Source organism: Streptococcus mitis (assembly GCF_946190155.1).
Classification (GTDB): Bacteria; Bacillota; Bacilli; order Lactobacillales; family Streptococcaceae; genus Streptococcus; species Streptococcus mitis_CL.
The window spans coordinates 39,932-55,726 of record NZ_CAMHZL010000002.1; the positions used below are offsets into that span (position 1 = coordinate 39,932).

16 protein-coding genes and 1 pseudogene are annotated in these 15,795 nt (G+C 39.5%); 13 read left to right on the forward strand and 4 right to left on the reverse strand.

What is annotated here, in order from left to right; genetic code table 11:
- Positions 1-24: 24 nt before the first annotated feature.
- The 3 genes from N8O80_RS02090 to N8O80_RS02100 are packed head-to-tail and all read right to left on the reverse strand — an operon-like array spanning position 25 to position 2,671.
- Positions 25-546, reverse strand: a complete 522-nt coding sequence (locus tag N8O80_RS02090; RefSeq protein WP_261026668.1) for a DUF1697 domain-containing protein — start codon at positions 544-546, stop codon at positions 25-27.
- A 48-nt stretch (positions 547-594) separates the two neighbouring features.
- Positions 595-1,767: an aminoacetone oxidase gene (gene aao, locus N8O80_RS02095; RefSeq protein WP_261026669.1), complete on the reverse strand. Its 1,173-nt coding sequence runs from the start codon at positions 1,765-1,767 to the stop codon at positions 595-597.
- 58 nt (positions 1,768-1,825) lie between these two features.
- Positions 1,826-2,671 carry a DegV family protein gene (locus N8O80_RS02100; protein WP_261026670.1) on the reverse strand — a complete coding sequence of 282 codons (846 nt, stop codon included), beginning with the start codon at positions 2,669-2,671 and terminating at the stop codon, positions 1,826-1,828.
- Positions 2,672-2,795: 124 nt separating this feature from the next.
- Here N8O80_RS02100 and N8O80_RS02105 point away from each other — a divergent pair, with 124 nt between their 5' ends.
- From N8O80_RS02105 to N8O80_RS02150, 10 genes are all read left to right on the forward strand, one after another.
- Entirely contained in the window at positions 2,796-3,353 is a 558-nt protein-coding gene (locus N8O80_RS02105) for a TetR/AcrR family transcriptional regulator (RefSeq protein WP_261026672.1), read from the forward strand.
- Positions 3,354-3,371: 18 nt separating this feature from the next.
- Positions 3,372-3,839 carry a deoxycytidylate deaminase gene (locus N8O80_RS02110; protein ID WP_261026674.1) on the forward strand — a complete coding sequence of 156 codons (468 nt, stop codon included), beginning with the start codon at positions 3,372-3,374 and terminating at the stop codon, positions 3,837-3,839.
- Positions 3,840-3,927: 88 nt separating this feature from the next.
- A complete protein-coding gene (gene upp, locus N8O80_RS02115) occupies positions 3,928-4,557 on the forward strand; it encodes a uracil phosphoribosyltransferase (RefSeq protein WP_000515974.1) in 630 nt (209 codons plus the stop codon).
- A gap of 172 nt (positions 4,558-4,729) precedes the next feature.
- A complete protein-coding gene (gene clpP / locus N8O80_RS02120; RefSeq protein ID WP_000613475.1) occupies positions 4,730-5,320 on the forward strand; it encodes an ATP-dependent Clp protease proteolytic subunit ClpP in 591 nt (196 codons plus the stop codon).
- Positions 5,321-5,398: 78 nt separating this feature from the next.
- Positions 5,399-5,686, forward strand: coding sequence for a YlbG family protein (locus N8O80_RS02125; RefSeq protein ID WP_261026676.1), 288 nt, complete (start codon positions 5,399-5,401; stop codon positions 5,684-5,686).
- Between the two features lie 66 nt (positions 5,687-5,752).
- Positions 5,753-6,913 (forward strand): ABC transporter substrate-binding protein, encoded by a 1,161-nt coding sequence (locus N8O80_RS02130; RefSeq protein WP_261026677.1) that lies wholly within the window; start codon positions 5,753-5,755, stop codon positions 6,911-6,913.
- Between the two features lie 116 nt (positions 6,914-7,029).
- Positions 7,030-7,899, forward strand: coding sequence for a branched-chain amino acid ABC transporter permease (locus tag N8O80_RS02135; RefSeq protein WP_120769967.1), 870 nt, complete (start codon positions 7,030-7,032; stop codon positions 7,897-7,899).
- A gap of 3 nt (positions 7,900-7,902) precedes the next feature.
- Complete coding sequence (locus N8O80_RS02140; protein ID WP_120769968.1) at positions 7,903-8,859, forward strand: branched-chain amino acid ABC transporter permease; 957 nt, start codon at positions 7,903-7,905, stop codon at positions 8,857-8,859.
- On the forward strand, positions 8,859-9,623 hold the full coding sequence (locus tag N8O80_RS02145; protein WP_001185997.1) for an ABC transporter ATP-binding protein: 765 nt from the start codon (positions 8,859-8,861) through the stop codon (positions 9,621-9,623). Before N8O80_RS02140 ends, N8O80_RS02145 begins: the two co-directional genes overlap by 1 nt.
- Entirely contained in the window at positions 9,623-10,333 is a 711-nt protein-coding gene (locus tag N8O80_RS02150) for an ABC transporter ATP-binding protein (protein ID WP_000062200.1), read from the forward strand. Before N8O80_RS02145 ends, N8O80_RS02150 begins: the two co-directional genes overlap by 1 nt.
- 223 nt (positions 10,334-10,556) lie before the next feature.
- Here N8O80_RS02150 and N8O80_RS02155 read toward each other — a convergent pair.
- Positions 10,557-11,745: pseudogene (locus tag N8O80_RS02155) on the reverse strand (transposase); the annotation flags it as partial.
- Between the two features lie 243 nt (positions 11,746-11,988).
- Here N8O80_RS02155 and N8O80_RS02160 point away from each other — a divergent pair.
- The 3 genes from N8O80_RS02160 to N8O80_RS02170 are packed head-to-tail and all read left to right on the forward strand — an operon-like array spanning position 11,989 to position 15,383.
- On the forward strand, positions 11,989-13,767 hold the full coding sequence (locus tag N8O80_RS02160; protein WP_004261587.1) for a phosphotransferase: 1,779 nt from the start codon (positions 11,989-11,991) through the stop codon (positions 13,765-13,767).
- 1 nt (position 13,768) lies between these two features.
- Positions 13,769-13,954 (forward strand): hypothetical protein, encoded by a 186-nt coding sequence (locus tag N8O80_RS02165; RefSeq protein ID WP_004261584.1) that lies wholly within the window; start codon positions 13,769-13,771, stop codon positions 13,952-13,954.
- Between the two features lies 1 nt (position 13,955).
- Complete coding sequence (locus N8O80_RS02170; RefSeq protein WP_261026681.1) at positions 13,956-15,383, forward strand: cytosine permease; 1,428 nt, start codon at positions 13,956-13,958, stop codon at positions 15,381-15,383.
- Positions 15,384-15,795 lie beyond the last annotated feature (412 nt).

Below are 15,795 nucleotides of genomic sequence, written 5' to 3' on the forward strand. Positions count from 1 at the left end.
TCCGATTTTTACTAAATTCAAGCACTACTTGCTTAATAATTTTTCTACTACATTTAGTTTTCGCATGGTCAAATCTACATTAAAAAGCTTTTCAAGATAGTTGGTATGGAGTTTCTTTTGTTTTGCAGTTCTAGGGAGATAGAGGTAAAGACAATGGTTACCGATACAAATTTCTTCTTCACCGTAATCAATTTTCAATTTTTCTAAAGGGAGACTTTGAATAGCTTCTTGATAAAAAATCACGTGTACACGGTCATAAAGATAGTGTTCTCCAAACGGATTTTCTTGGATAATTTTTTTAAAATCACTTTTGTTCTTGATTACCATTTTTAAGTCAGCACCAATATTTTCATTTATTAGAGTATGAACACGTTCTCGTATTTTTTCTATATCTAAGTCACTTTCAAGAATGATATTCCCACTTTGAATATAGGTTCGAACTTGTTGAAAACCAGCTTCTGTCAAGATATCTACTAGATAAGACATTTTAGGGACAGCATTTTTTCCATTAGGAGTAACTCCCCTTAACAAGATAATATGTTCCAAAGGACTTCCTTTCTTTTGGGGCTGATTTAGCCATTGAATAATTTAGATTTAGTTTGGATTTGATCCAGCCACCCAGCCAGTGCAGAGGGCAGAAGTGATGTTAAAACCACCCGTGTGGGCGTTGATATCCAGTACCTCACCAGCAAAGTGGAGGCCAGGTACCAGCTTACTTTCAAGGGTTTTAGGATTGATTTCCTTGAGACTGACGCCACCCTTGGTAACAAATGACTTGGCGAGAGACATTTTACCAGTTACAGGAATTTTAAGTTCCTTGATGGACTGGAGAAGTTGTTCTCGTTCCTTTTCAGTCAGTTGTTTGACTTTTTCTGGATATCCTTGCACAAAAAATTCTGCTAAACGTTCTGGTAACAAGGTTTTCAAAGCATTTTTTAAGGATTTTTCCCGATTTTCTTCTAGAAATACAGTTAAGTCCTTCTCAGAAAGTTGAGGCAAAACATCCAGTGAAAGAACCTCTCCACCCTTAACAAAGCTAGACATACGCAAGGCAGCAGGGCCTGACAAACCAAAGTGGGTAAAGAGCAAATCATGAGTGATGACATGCTTACCATAGCTTAGGGTCACATCGTCCAATGAAATTCCTTGCAAGGCCTTATGTGGAAAATCTGTCAACAAAGGACTTTCAGCTGCCTCAAGCTCGGTAATGGTGTGTTTAAAATGACGGGCAATCTCATGACCAAAACCAGTTGAACCAGTCGAAGGATAGGACTTTCCACCAGTTGTGACAATGAGTTTATCACAAGTGAAGGTCTGGTCCGCGGACTTAAGGACAAACTGGTTGTCGTTTTTTTTAACCGAAACAATTTCTGTTTGAGTAGCAACTTGGCCGCCTAGCTCAGTGATTTTCTTTTCCAAGGCTTCGATAATGGTACGAGACTTGTCACTAGCAGGAAAGACGCGGCCGTGGTCTTCGACCTTAAGTTTAACACCATTTTCTGTAAAAAAGTTAATGATATCATGGTTATCAAACTGGGAGAAGACACTGTAGAGAAATCGCCCATTTCCAGGGATTCCAGCTAGTAGGTCATCTAGAGTTCCATTGTTGGTGACATTGCAACGTCCCCCACCAGTACCAGCTAATTTTTTTCCAAGTTTCCGATTTTTTTCGATGAGGAGGGTTTTCTGACCATAAAAGCTACTGGAAATCGTAGCCATCATGCCAGCAGGACCTCCACCGATGACGATAGTATCAAAATGTTTCATAGCTCTATTGTACCACAAAAAAACAAGAGATGATGGTCACCTCTTGTCAAGAATGCAATTAATCAATTTCATATCCCATCAGCAAACCGCCATCTTCTGCATAGAAACTGCAGAGGCCAGAGGTTGGGAGAATTTTAATATCCGCCTGTGGGAAATTTTCACGAATTCGCTCTGAAAGCTGTTGGCAACATTTCTCGTTATTGCGTTGGGCCATGACAATACGGCCACCAGCATATCCAGCTTTAATGATTTCATCATAGGCAGCTTGAACTGATTTCTTTGAACCTCGTGCTTTTTGTAGCAATTCAAGGGTTCCAGTTTCACTAGCTTCTCCGACCATACGGATATTTAGAAGGCCAACGACCGTACCGATAAGCTTGCTTAAACGGCCATTTTTTACCAAGTTGTCGACTTTGGCTAGGACAAAGAGCAACTTGGTTTTTTCTTGATAGGCAGTTATAGCTTCAACCACTTCTTCAAAAGATAAGCCCTGGTCAATCAAGTCATTCAATTTTTCTACGAGTAGGTCAACCTCACCACCAGCAGACAAACTATCAATCACATGAATCTTAGTGTCAGGATGGTCTTCCAGATAAATATTCTTTGCTAGTTGCGCACTATTGTGACTGCCAGAAAGAGTACCAGTGATGGTTACTAGGAAAATGTTTTTGGCTCCTTCAAATGCTCTCAAATAATCATCTGGGCTTGGACAAGCCGATTTTGAAGCTTCTGCGGTTGCATACATGGTTTCCATCATTTGGTCAATGTCAAGACTAGCATCATCAACAAAGACCTGATCAGCTACTTGAATGGTTAAGGGGACACTTACAAAGGTTGTGTCAATAGCTGGTTTTTCCAGTTGACGATAATCACAACCAGAGTCGGCAATAATCTTCCAAGTCATAGAAATTCTCCATCTTTGTCAGTTATACATTGACAAAGGTTCTGTCTTTTTTTACAATTATATCATGAAAGCTCTTGAAACAAAAGCCTCATCCGTCTGTTGTGACAAGTAGAAAGAAAATGTTATGTCTGAACGTAGAATCTCTGAAAAGTCTCTTGAAAATCTCAGAAAATCAAATCAAGAATCCAATTTATTAACTAGAGAAGCCCTTGAAACAGCCCTCTTGCAGCTCTTGGAAAAAAAGGACTTGACCAAGATTAGTATTTCTGAATTGGTCAAACGTGCAGGCGTTTCTCGTGCGGCCTTTTATCGCAATTATGATTCCAAAGAGGAGATTTTAGAAAGTGTCTTTAAACGAACTGTCCACAATATTATGGAACAGTTGCATCATTATGATTTAAAGACAGACCTTTATCTGGTCTGGGTTCACCTTTTCAGAGAGGCCAGAAAAGAAGCCAGAGTGATTCAACTGGCCTTAGATTACCATCTGGAAAAAATCTTTGTCCAAGCCATGCAGGAGTTTCTGGAAAAATACCATGGAAAATCAAAAAGTGTCAGCTCTTATCTTCATTCCTTCTGGAGCTCGGCCATCGTCTCTGTCCTTCTAAAATGGATCAAGGATGGCATGAAGGTACCTGCTGAAAAGATAGCGGATTTACGGTTACCATTTTTTAAAAAATAGAGAAAAAGGAGAAGAGATATGACTGAAAAAAGACTGGCCTGGGATAAGTATTTTGCAGCTCAAGCCCTACTAATTGCCAATCGTTCCACTTGTAAACGTGCCAAAGTGGGTGCAATTCTAGTAAAGGATAATAAGGTTATTTCCACTGGTTACAATGGTTCGGTGTCAGGAACCGAGCATTGTATTGACCACGAATGTCTGGTCATTGAAGGCCACTGTGTTCGCACCCTTCATGCCGAGGTCAATGCTATCCTTCAAGGTGCAGAACGTGGTGTTCCTAAAGGCTTTACAGCCTATGTAACCCATTTTCCTTGTCTGAACTGTACCAAACAATTGCTTCAGGTCGGCTGCAAGCGCGTGGTTTATATCAACCAGTACAGAATGGACGACTATGCCCAATACCTTTATCAAGAAAAAGGGACAGAATTGACCCATCTACCACTTGAGACAGTACAGGCCGCTCTTAAAGAGGCTGATCTAATGTAAAAATTATCAAAAATAAATGGTTTAGAAAGATTTTTAAACCGTTTTTTGGTATAATAAGAAGAATAAATTGAAAGAAGGAATTCCAAAAATGGGAAAAATTGAAGTTATTAATCATCCACTGATTCAACACAAATTGTCAATCTTGCGTCGTACAGATACTTCTACCAAAGCTTTCCGTGAGCTAGTAGATGAGATTGCAATGTTGATGGGGTATGAAGTACTTCGTGATCTTCCACTAGAAGATGTGGAAATCGAAACACCAATCACAAAAACAGTTCAAAAACAATTGGCAGGTAAGAAATTGGCCATCGTTCCAATCTTGCGTGCAGGTATCGGGATGGTTGATGGGCTCTTGAGCTTGGTTCCAGCTGCTAAAGTTGGTCACATCGGTATGTACCGTGATGAAGAAACACTTCAACCAGTTGAGTATTTGGTGAAATTGCCTGAAGATATTGACCAACGTCAAATTTTTGTAGTAGATCCAATGTTGGCAACAGGTGGCTCAGCGATCTTGGCTGTTGACTCGCTTAAAAAACGTGGCGCATCAAATATCAAATTTGTCTGCCTTGTATCTGCTCCAGAAGGTGTAAAAGCTCTTCAAGAGGCTCATCCAGATGTAGAAATCTTTACAGCAGCCCTGGATGAACGTTTGAACGAACACGGTTATATCGTTCCAGGTCTTGGAGATGCTGGGGACCGCTTGTTCGGTACAAAATAAAATTAAAAAGAGATTGACTTGGAAAAGGATTTCCAGTCACGAAAGGAGGTTGAATTTTTGTTTCTGTCTAATGAAAACAGAGCAAAAATTTGACCTTTTTTGACTAAAGTATTATAATAGTCTTATCTTCAGTCATTTGACCAACAAAAATAAAACTCAAAAGGAGAAATGAATGATTCCTGTAGTTATTGAACAAACAAGCCGTGGAGAACGTTCATACGATATTTACTCACGTCTTCTCAAAGACCGCATCATTATGCTGACAGGTCCCGTTGAAGACAACATGGCCAACTCTGTTATTGCCCAATTGCTTTTCTTGGATGCCCAAGATAGTACAAAAGATATTTACCTTTATGTCAATACACCAGGTGGTTCCGTGTCGGCTGGTTTGGCAATCGTTGATACTATGAACTTTATCAAGGCGGATGTCCAAACCATCGTTATGGGAATGGCTGCATCTATGGGGACAGTCATTGCATCAAGTGGGGCAAAAGGCAAACGTTTCATGCTTCCAAATGCTGAATACATGATCCACCAACCAATGGGTGGTACAGGTGGTGGTACTCAACAAACCGATATGGCGATCGCTGCAGAACACTTGCTTAAAACTCGTAATACCTTGGAAAAAATCTTGGCTGAAAATTCAGGACAGTCAATCGAAAAAGTCCATGCGGATGCAGAACGTGATAACTGGATGAGTGCTCAAGAAACACTTGAATATGGCTTCATTGATGAAATCATGGCTAATAATTCATTAAACTAATGATTAAAGAAGGCAAACTCGACTGGGTTTGCTTTTTTTGGTATAATAAGGGGAGATTTCTTAGAAAGAGGATTTATCATGTTTGAAAAAGTCAATCGATCTGGCTTGATTATTTATCTGTACTATAATCGTGATGCAAAAAAACTGCAGGATTATGGAGATATTACCTATCATTCCAAGAAACATCGCTACTTACAACTCTATGTTCCAACAGAGAATCTAGAGAGCGTAGTTGAGAGATTAGGTAAGGAAAGATTTATCAAAAAAGTTAGAGCTTGTCACATTCAAGAGCTGGAAACACCCTTTGTGGGCAATCTTCATCGAGAGGAAAACGTTATCATCGAAAAAGTTCAAGAAAAGTGTTGACAATTTTCTGATAATTCGGTATATTCTTAACATGCTATTTATTTAAGAAATAAGGAGACAAAAAAGATGAAGAAAAAATTTGCCCTATCGTTTGTGGCGCTTGCAAGTGTAGCACTTCTTGCAGCCTGTGGAGAAGTGAAGTCTGGAGCGTCAAACGCTGCTGGTAACTCAGTAGATGAAAAGACAATCAAAATCGGATTTAACTTTGAAGAAACTGGTGCCGTAGCAGCCTACGGTACATCTGAACAAAAAGGTGCCCAACTTGCTGTTGATGAAATCAATGCAGCAGGTGGTATCGACGGAAAACAAATCGAAGTAGTCGATAAAGATAATAAATCTGAAACTGCTGAGGCGGCTTCAGTAACAACTAACCTAGTAACCCAATCTAAGGTATCAGCAATCGTAGGACCGGCGACATCTGGTGCAACTGCAGCTGCTGTAGCTAACGCTACAAAAGCAGGTGTTCCATTGATTTCGCCAAGTGCGACTCAAGATGGATTGACTAAAGGTCAAGATTACCTATTTATTGGAACTTTCCAAGATAGCTTCCAAGGAAAAATTATCTCAAACTATGTTTCTGAAAAATTAAACGCTAAGAAAGTTGTTCTATACACTGACAACGCCAGCGACTATGCTAAAGGGATTGCCAAAGCCTTCCGTGAAGCTTACAAAGGTGAAATCGTTGCAGATGAAACTTTCGTAGCAGGTGATACAGACTTCCAAGCAGCCCTTACAAAAATGAAAGGGAAAGACTTTGATGCCATCGTTGTTCCTGGTTACTACACTGAAGCTGGTAAAATTGTAAACCAAGCGCGTGGTATGGGAATTGACAAGCCAATCGTTGGTGGTGATGGATTCAACGGTGAAGAGTTTGTACAACAAGCAACTCCTGAAAAAGCATCAAACATCTACTTTATCTCAGGCTTCTCAACTACTGTAGAAGTTTCAGCTAAAGCAAAAGCCTTCCTTGAGGCTTACCGTGCTAAGTACAATGAAGAGCCTTCAACATTTGCAGCCTTGGCTTATGATTCAGTTCACCTTGTAGCAAACGCAGCAAAAGGTGCTAAAAACTCAGGTGAGATTAAGGACAACCTTGCTAAAACAAAAGACTTTGAAGGTGTAACTGGTCAAACAAGTTTCGATGCAGACCACAACACAGTCAAAACTGCTTACATGATGACCATGAACAATGGTAAGGTTGAAGCAGCAGAAGTTGTAAAACCATAATAGAAAAATGTTGAAATAGGGAATGAGCCTCGGACTCACTCCCTGTTTCGATGTTTAAGAACTTATCAAAAAACGAGGGAAAACCCTCAAAATTATATATAGAAAGAGTGAATCTTATGCTCCAACAACTAGTAAATGGTTTGATTCTAGGTAGTGTTTATGCGCTGTTAGCCCTAGGATATACCATGGTTTACGGAATTATCAAGCTCATCAACTTCGCCCACGGTGATATTTATATGATGGGAGCCTTTATCGGTTATTTCTTGATTAATTCTTTCCAAATGAATTTCTTTGTAGCGCTTATTGTAGCTATGATAGCGACAGCCATCCTTGGTGTCGTGATTGAGTTTCTTGCTTACCGACCTTTGCGCCACTCTACTCGTATTGCTGTTTTGATTACGGCTATTGGGGTGTCTTTCCTATTGGAGTATGGCATGGTCTATCTGGTTGGTGCCAATACCCGTGCCTTCCCTCAAGCGATTAAAACAGTTCGCTATGATTTGGGACCAGTTAGCCTAACAAACGTGCAGTTAATGATTTTGGCCATTTCCTTGATTTTGATGATTTTGTTACAAGTCATTGTCCAAAAGACTAAGATGGGGAAAGCCATGCGTGCAGTATCCGTAGATAGCGATGCAGCGCAATTGATGGGGATCAATGTAAACCGTACTATCAGCTTTACCTTTGCTTTGGGTTCTGCTCTTGCGGGGGCGGCTGGTGTTTTGATTGCCCTCTATTATAACTCTCTTGAGCCTTTGATGGGGGTTACTCCAGGTCTTAAATCTTTCGTTGCCGCGGTACTTGGTGGTATCGGAATCATTCCTGGTGCGGCTCTTGGTGGATTTGTGATTGGTCTATTGGAAACCTTTGCGACAGCCTTTGGGATGTCAGACTTCCGTGATGCCATTGTTTATGGAATCTTGTTGTTGATCTTGATTGTCCGCCCAGCTGGTATCCTTGGTAAGAATGTGAAAGAGAAGGTGTAAACGATGAAGGAAAATTTAAAAGTTAATATTCTATGGTTACTCCTTTTGTTAGCTGGCTATGGCTTGATTAGTATACTGGTCTCAGTCGGTGTACTCAATCTATTCTATGTACAGATTTTACAACAAATTGGAATTAATATTATTCTGGCTGTTGGTCTCAACCTAATCGTTGGTTTTTCAGGACAATTTTCACTTGGGCATGCAGGTTTCATGGCGATTGGTGCCTATGCCGCTGCTATTATTGGTTCTAAATCACCAACCTACGGTGCCTTCTTTGGAGCTATGCTTATAGGTGCTTTGCTTTCAGGAGCAGTTGCTTTACTTGTCGGAATTCCAACCTTGCGTTTGAAGGGAGACTATCTTGCGGTAGCGACTCTAGGTGTATCTGAAATTATCCGTATCTTTATCATCAATGGTGGAAGCCTTACAAATGGTGCGGCAGGTATCTTGGGAATTCCAAACTTTACAACTTGGCAAATGGTTTACTTCTTTGTCGTGATTACAACCATTGCAACCTTGAACTTCTTGCGTAGTCCAATTGGTCGTTCAACCCTCTCCGTTCGTGAGGATGAAATCGCTGCAGAGTCCGTTGGGGTAAACACTACAAAGATCAAGATTATCGCTTTTGTCTTTGGAGCCATTACAGCAAGTATTGCTGGTTCACTTCAGGCTGGTTTTATCGGATCTGTTGTACCGAAAGATTACACATTCATTAACTCAATCAACGTATTGATTATTGTTGTATTTGGTGGACTTGGTTCCATTACAGGTGCAATCGTTTCAGCTATTGTTCTTGGAATTTTGAATATGCTTCTCCAAGATGTTGCTAGTGTGCGTATGATTATTTACGCTTTGGCCTTGGTCTTGGTAATGATTTTCAGACCAGGTGGACTCCTTGGAACATGGGAATTGAGCCTATCACGTTTCTTTAAAAAATCTAAGAAGGAGGAACAAAACTAATGGCATTACTTGAAGTAAAACAGTTAACCAAACATTTTGGCGGTCTAACAGCTGTTGGAGATGTGACTCTTGAATTGAACGAAGGGGAACTGGTTGGACTAATCGGTCCAAACGGAGCTGGGAAAACCACCCTTTTTAACCTCTTGACTGGTGTTTATGAACCAAGCGAGGGAACAGTAACCCTAGATGGCCACCTTTTGAATGGAAAGTCACCTTATAAGATTGCTTCTTTGGGACTTGGACGTACATTCCAAAATATCCGTCTCTTTAAAGACTTAACAGTTTTAGACAATGTTTTGATTGCCTTTGGCAACCATCACAAACAACATGTTTTTGCTAGTTTCTTACGCTTACCAGCTTTTTACAAGAGTGAAAAAGAATTAAAGGCTAAAGCTTTGGAATTGCTGAAAATCTTTGATTTGGATGGTGATGCAGAGACTCTTGCTAAAAATCTTGCCTACGGACAACAACGTCGTTTGGAAATTGTTCGTGCCCTCGCTACGGAACCTAAAATTCTCTTTTTAGATGAACCAGCAGCAGGTATGAACCCACAGGAAACAGCCGAATTGACTGAGTTAATTCGTCGCATCAAAGATGAATTTAAGATTACAATCATGTTGATTGAACATGATATGAATCTGGTTATGGAGGTTACAGAACGTATCTACGTACTTGAATACGGTCGTTTGATTGCTCAGGGAACTCCAGACGAAATTAAGACCAATAAACGCGTTATCGAAGCTTATCTAGGAGGTGAAGCCTAATGTCTATGTTAAAAGTTGATAATCTTTCTGTGCATTACGGCATGATCCAAGCGGTCCGTGATGTAAGCTTTGAAGTGAATGAAGGAGAAGTTGTTTCCCTTATCGGTGCCAATGGTGCAGGTAAGACAACCATTCTCCGTACCTTGTCTGGTTTGGTTAGACCGAGTTCAGGAAAGATTGAATTTTTAGGTCAAGAAATCCAAAAAATGCCGGCTCAGAAAATCGTGGCAGGTGGTCTTTCACAAGTACCAGAAGGACGCCACGTCTTCCCTGGCTTGACTGTTATGGAAAATCTAGAAATGGGAGCTTTCTTAAAGAAAAATCGTGAAGAAAATCAAGCTAATTTGAAGAAAGTTTTCTCACGCTTCCCACGTCTTGAAGAACGGAAGAACCAGGATGCAGCCACTCTTTCAGGGGGGGAACAACAAATGCTTGCCATGGGACGCGCCCTTATGTCAACACCAAAACTTCTTCTTTTAGATGAACCATCAATGGGACTTGCCCCAATCTTTATCCAAGAGATTTTTGATATCATTCAAGATATACAGAAGCAAGGGACAACTGTCCTCTTGATCGAACAAAACGCTAATAAAGCACTCGCAATCTCTGACCGAGGCTATGTACTGGAAACAGGAAAAATTGTCCTATCAGGAACAGGAAAAGAACTCGCTTCATCAGAAGAAGTCAGAAAAGCGTATCTTGGTGGCTAAAACAATCCAGTGGATTGTTTTAGTCGGCAGATGAAGATTGCGAAGCAGTCATCAAATCCAGGGGATTATTTTAGTCTGCATATAGAGATTGCAAAGCAATTCTCATCTGCACTGGAAGGTTAGCTTCTAATCATTGAAATGGAACAGAATGAAGTGTGTCTACCCTTCATTCACAGAGCTCGATTTTAGAGCTCATTGTCAACTGTAGTGGTTTGAAGAAAAGCTAAGATCTAGAAAGGACACATTTCGTCCTTTCTTTTTTAATGTTCAGAGCGATAAAAATCCTTTTTTTGAAGTTTTCAAAGTTCCGAAAGCCAAAGGCATTGCGCTTGATAAGTTTGATGAGATTATTCGTTGATTCCAGTTTGGCGTTGGAATAGGGTAGTTGAAGAGCGTTGGCAATTTTCTCTTTATCCTTGAGGAAGGTTTTAAAGACAGTCTGAAAAAGAGGATGGACCTGCTTTAGATTGTCTTCAATGAGTCCGAAGAATTCTTCCGGCTCCTTATTTTGAAAGTGAAACAGCAAGAGTTGATAGAGATGATAGTGGTGTTTCAAGTCTTCTGAATAGCTCAAAAGCTTGTCTAGGATTTCTTTACTGGTTAAGTGCATGCGAAAAGTAGGGTGATAAAATCGCTTATTACTCAGTTTACGACTATCTTGTTGGATAAGTTTCCGGTAACACTTGATAGCCTTGTACTCATGAGACTTTCGCCCCAATTGATTTATAATTTGAGCACGAACACAACTCATAGCACGGCTAAGATGTTGTACAATGTGAAAGCGGATCCGACACGATTTTAGCGTTTGGGAGTGAAACAGTCTGGCAGACTGTTTCAGCCTGAGCCTAGAAATTAGAAAGCGAATCTGTTTAGCTAAGGCATAGTAGGGACTAAACATATCCATAGTAATGATTTTTACCTGACATAGGACTGCTCTATCGTAGCGCAGAAAATGATTTCGGATGATAGGCTGTGTTCTTCCCTCAAGAACAGTGATGATATTGAGATTGTCAAAATCTTGCGTAATGAAACTCATCTTTCCCTTGGTAAAGGAGTACTCATCCCAAGACATAGTCTTTGGAAGCCGAGAAAAATCATGCTTAAAGTGAAAGTCATTGAGCTTGCGAATGACAGTTGAAGTTGAAATGGCCTGCTGGTGGGCAATATCGGTCATAGAAGTCTTTTCAATCAACTTTTGCTCAATTTTTATTGATGAGAGAAGTTTTGGAGAGAGTCATTTTCGAGAAATGATAGCACTTCAAACAGCTTTTCTAAGAAGGGGTTCTATTGGGGATACCAATTGTTTCAAGGTAAGGAATTTTAGACAATTTTTGAAAATCATATTTCTTCATTTGGCTAGCGTAATCAGGACGAGATAGAGCATCATAATCCAGTTTAGCGATGATTTCCTGTGGATATTCCTGTTAATTTAATTGTTCCATACGATTCTTTCTAATGATGGTTTGGTCATTTTTCATTCTAGATATTACGGAACTTTTTCTACAACAAAATAGGCTTCATAATATCTATAGGGAATTTACCCACTACAAATATTATAGTTCCCTGTTTTCTTACTATAGAATCTAACTTGACAAAAGCAAATGTTCATTGTATAATCGAATAGATAAAAACATTGAACAAAAGAGGTTGAGGATATGCTATCAAAAAAACAATTTAAACTTTTACATTTTTTGTTGACTCACAAAGACGAAAACTTTACGCAGAGACAATTGGCTGAACAGCTAGATATCGCTTTGGGGACGGTAAATAATCTTCTCAAGGAATGTAAAGAAGAGAAGTGGATCAGTGAGGAAAATCACTTAACTGACTTAGGTGAGGAGGCTTTGGCTCCGTATCAGGTGAAGAATGCCATTATCATGGCTGCAGGTATGAGTAGCCGCTTTGCACCTTTGTCTTATGAGCTACCTAAAGGATTGCTTCAAGTCAAAGGTGAGCGTTTGATTGAGAGAGAAATCAAGCAATTGCAAGAAGCTGGGATAGAGGATATTACAGTCATTGTAGGTTATCTGCAAGAAAAAATGTTCTATCTGGCAGAAAAGTTTGGCGTTAAAATCGTTGTGAATAATGATTACTACAAATACAATAACTGTTCTTCTCTCATGCTAGTCAGAGATCAACTTTCCAACACTTATATCTGTTCATCGGATAATTATTTTGTAGAAAATCCGTTTGAACGATACATTTACAGGGGTTATTATTCGACTATATTTGCAGAAGGAGACACAGACGAATACTGCTCTAAGGAAGACTCCAATCACACGATTATCGATATTCAAATCGGTGGGACGAATACTTGGGCTATGGTGGGGCACGTTTATTTTGATCGTGCATTTAGTGAAAAGTTTGTAGATATTTTAGAAACTGAATTTAAGCACGAACCATATCGCGAACAACTTTGGGAAGATTATTATAGTCGTCACGTCAAGGAGCTTCCTTTAGAAGCTCGGCATTATTCAGCAGAAATTGTTAAGGAGTTTGATTCACTAGATGAGTTGCGTCAGTTTGATGAACACTATTTGGTGAATACGAATTCGGAAATCATTGATAACATCTGTAAGACATTAGGATGTATAGCTTCAGATATTGTCAATATCAAACCTCTAAAAGATGGTCTAACCAACACTTCGTTTTCATTTGACTGCCTAGGGAAGAAATATGTTTACCGTCATCCGGGTAGAGGAACGGAGAATTATATCGATCGTGCTAGTGAAGCGGCTTCCATGGAAATTGCTGCAAAATTAAAGATTGACCGTACTTTTGTTGCCATGAACAAGAATGAGGGCTGGAAAATTTCAGAATTTATCCCTAATGCCAAGCAACTAGATTATGATAATTGGGATGATGTAGCAAAAGCAATGGAGCTCTTGAGACGCTTGCACCAATCTGGAGAAAAAACAGATCATTCTTTTGATCAATTTGAGGGAATTGATGATTTTAGACAAAAATTAAAAGCTAGCAATCGTTTTGAATTTGATGGACTTGAAGAGTTGGATAAGAATGTCTCAGTTCTCGAGAAGCTTTTACAAGAAGAACAAGCGAAAAAGGTTCTCTGCCACGGAGATTCTTATAGCCCAAATTTCTTGTTGAATGAAGCTGGAGAAATGAGCTTGATTGATTGGGAATATTCTGGTATGGGAGATCCAGCAGGAGATTTAGGAACATTTATCGGATGTTCAAATTATACAGTGGAAGAAGCTGAAAAGGTACTTGAAATCTATTTAAAAGAAGTTCCAGACAAGAGAACCAAACGACACTATTTTGCCTATGTATCAGTGACTTCATATTATTGGTTTTTGTGGGCCCTGTTCCAAGAAAGCGTTGGAAAACCAGTAGGTGAATTTCTTTATATCTGGTATCGTTATACCAAGCAGTATGGAAAACTTGCATTAGATTTATACTTAGAGGAGAATTGAGATGAAACCGACATCTGAAATTGAAGAATTAGTAGCAAATGAAACGAAAAGAAGGCTAGAAGAAATGGAATCACCAAACTATGTGTTTGCTCAGCCATTTTTAAAAAGTGATTTTACTATAGTCATCGCCCTAGTCATAGTCAACCTCATTCTGATTATCTTAGCCATGACAGGAGGTATTCAATAAAATGTCCAAGATGAATGACTTTATTCAACAGGAGACGATAACGGGAATTGTTCCCATGACCAACAAGGATCGTCAGTATTCTTTCTGGGATCTCTTCTTATCGACAAGTGGTTTTGCTATTGCAACTTGGTGTTATACCCAAGGAGCTTATGTGGCTCAATATTTGACCTTTAATCAAATGTTGATTAATATTTTTAGCTTTAACATTATCTGGGTTTTTATCGAATGTCTCCCAATCTTGTTTGCGGTTAAATATGGAATTGATTTGTGGATTTGGTTGAGGGCTGTCTTAGGAAAAAAAGGGGTAGCCTTGCTATCAACCATTATTAGCTTAGCTAACTTTGGCTGGTACGCCGTTGCGGCTAATCTTTTTGCCAATTCTATGATCCACTTGGGAAATAATTTTGGCCTTGGTTTAGACAAGGGAGTATGGGCACCGATTTTAGGTACTCTCTGTGTTCTCCTTGGAACGCTGATTGCCCTTGGAGGTCCAGAAGTGATCAAATGGACCAATAGATTCTTGGTCATTGCCTTGTTGATTGTCGGTCTCATTATCGTTGGAATCTGTTTTGTAGCTGTGCCTATCACTGACATTATGAATATTCAACCAGCTACCCAAGGAGATTTAACGCCATTAGAACGCTTCATGCTTTCTGGGGAAGGAAATGTTGCTTTTGCCTTCTCTTGGTCTACACAAGCATTGGTCTTGCCACGTTTGGCAAAATCAGAACGTAGTGGCTATTGGGCTACAGCTTTATCATACGGGATTGTCGCTCCATTCTTCGTTGCGACAGGTGGAGTCATGGCTCTAGCCATGTTTGTCAAAACAGGTGTTTATGAAAGTGATCCAACGACGATGCTTTCCACTCTAAGCACACCTGCCTTTGCCCTTTTAAGTTTACTATTAGTAGCCTTTGCCAATATTGGAACCCAAGGTACAGGATCTTATGTGAACTGTATGATTGTAAAAAGTGGGATGCCCAAAGTAAGCTATAAACTAATGGTTTGGATTGCCATGGTTTACGTGAGCCTACTCACCATCTGGGGAGGAGTAGAAGAGTATTTCGGCTCTTTCATCTCCCTAGCCGCCTATATTCAGGGGCCAATTATTGGTATGATTGTTGTTGATTATTTTATCTTAAGAAAACGAAAACTTGACTTGCGTTCAGCTTATTTCCTTGAGGGACACGATGCTTACGAGTTTACCAAAGGATTTAACTTAGTTGGCTTATCTTGCGTATTTATCTCCTTGTTGGTTGCAGTACTATTTGTTTATAACCCTGTAACAGCACAGATTCAAAGCCCAATCTTTTTAATCACAACGGGTAGTGGCTTTACTGCGATTTTTGGAGGTCTATTGTACTGGTTAGCTAGCTTAACTCGTTTAAAACGCTATATGCTCAAGGATCGAGATTCCGTTACGATTTAAGAATAGAGGATTGATTAGAAACGTCCCTCTTACTAGAGAATTTAGAAAATCTTTATTGATACGGTAGAATAGGCTGAACAGGTATTTGAAATTTCTGTAGAAGAAATTCCAAACGTGAAAACGAAATACAGCTATCTAGCTCAGGTGTTTGGAACATCATACTATCACTCTTTTGTGAGGATTATTTTAAGTAAATCCATTAGGAAAGTTTCTCTATATTTGGTACCACTATAGTGGGCAGTATGGTCAACTAAAATTAATTTTTAGTCGGAGGAATGACAAAATAAGAATTGGTATTGAACTTGAACAATTAGTTGTAGGAGAAACTAAAAAATGACTATAAAAATGAAAGCCTTAATCTATGTGTATTTATCTCCCCTTTCTTAAAAGTTTATTTTACATAAGTAATTGA

Bases quoted from the DNA above. Each gene is read 5' to 3' on its own strand.
- N8O80_RS02130 (WP_261026677.1), top strand. From the start codon at position 5,753: ATGAAGAAAAAATTTGCCCTATCGTTTGTGGCGCTTGCAAGTGTAGCA.
- N8O80_RS02140 (WP_120769968.1), top strand. From the start codon at position 7,903: ATGAAGGAAAATTTAAAAGTTAATATTCTATGGTTACTCCTTTTGTTA.
- N8O80_RS02135 (WP_120769967.1), top strand. From the start codon at position 7,030: ATGCTCCAACAACTAGTAAATGGTTTGATTCTAGGTAGTGTTTATGCG.
- N8O80_RS02150 (WP_000062200.1), top strand. From the start codon at position 9,623: ATGTCTATGTTAAAAGTTGATAATCTTTCTGTGCATTACGGCATGATC.
- N8O80_RS02165 (WP_004261584.1), top strand. From the start codon at position 13,769: ATGAAACCGACATCTGAAATTGAAGAATTAGTAGCAAATGAAACGAAA.
- N8O80_RS02105 (WP_261026672.1), top strand. From the start codon at position 2,796: ATGTCTGAACGTAGAATCTCTGAAAAGTCTCTTGAAAATCTCAGAAAA.
- N8O80_RS02100 (WP_261026670.1), bottom strand. From the start codon at position 2,671: ATGACTTGGAAGATTATTGCCGACTCTGGTTGTGATTATCGTCAACTG.
- upp (WP_000515974.1), top strand. From the start codon at position 3,928: ATGGGAAAAATTGAAGTTATTAATCATCCACTGATTCAACACAAATTG.
- N8O80_RS02110 (WP_261026674.1), top strand. From the start codon at position 3,372: ATGACTGAAAAAAGACTGGCCTGGGATAAGTATTTTGCAGCTCAAGCC.
- aao (WP_261026669.1), bottom strand. From the start codon at position 1,767: ATGAAACATTTTGATACTATCGTCATCGGTGGAGGTCCTGCTGGCATG.
- clpP (WP_000613475.1), top strand. From the start codon at position 4,730: ATGATTCCTGTAGTTATTGAACAAACAAGCCGTGGAGAACGTTCATAC.
- N8O80_RS02170 (WP_261026681.1), top strand. From the start codon at position 13,956: ATGTCCAAGATGAATGACTTTATTCAACAGGAGACGATAACGGGAATT.
- N8O80_RS02125 (WP_261026676.1), top strand. From the start codon at position 5,399: ATGTTTGAAAAAGTCAATCGATCTGGCTTGATTATTTATCTGTACTAT.
- N8O80_RS02160 (WP_004261587.1), top strand. From the start codon at position 11,989: ATGCTATCAAAAAAACAATTTAAACTTTTACATTTTTTGTTGACTCAC.
- N8O80_RS02145 (WP_001185997.1), top strand. From the start codon at position 8,859: ATGGCATTACTTGAAGTAAAACAGTTAACCAAACATTTTGGCGGTCTA.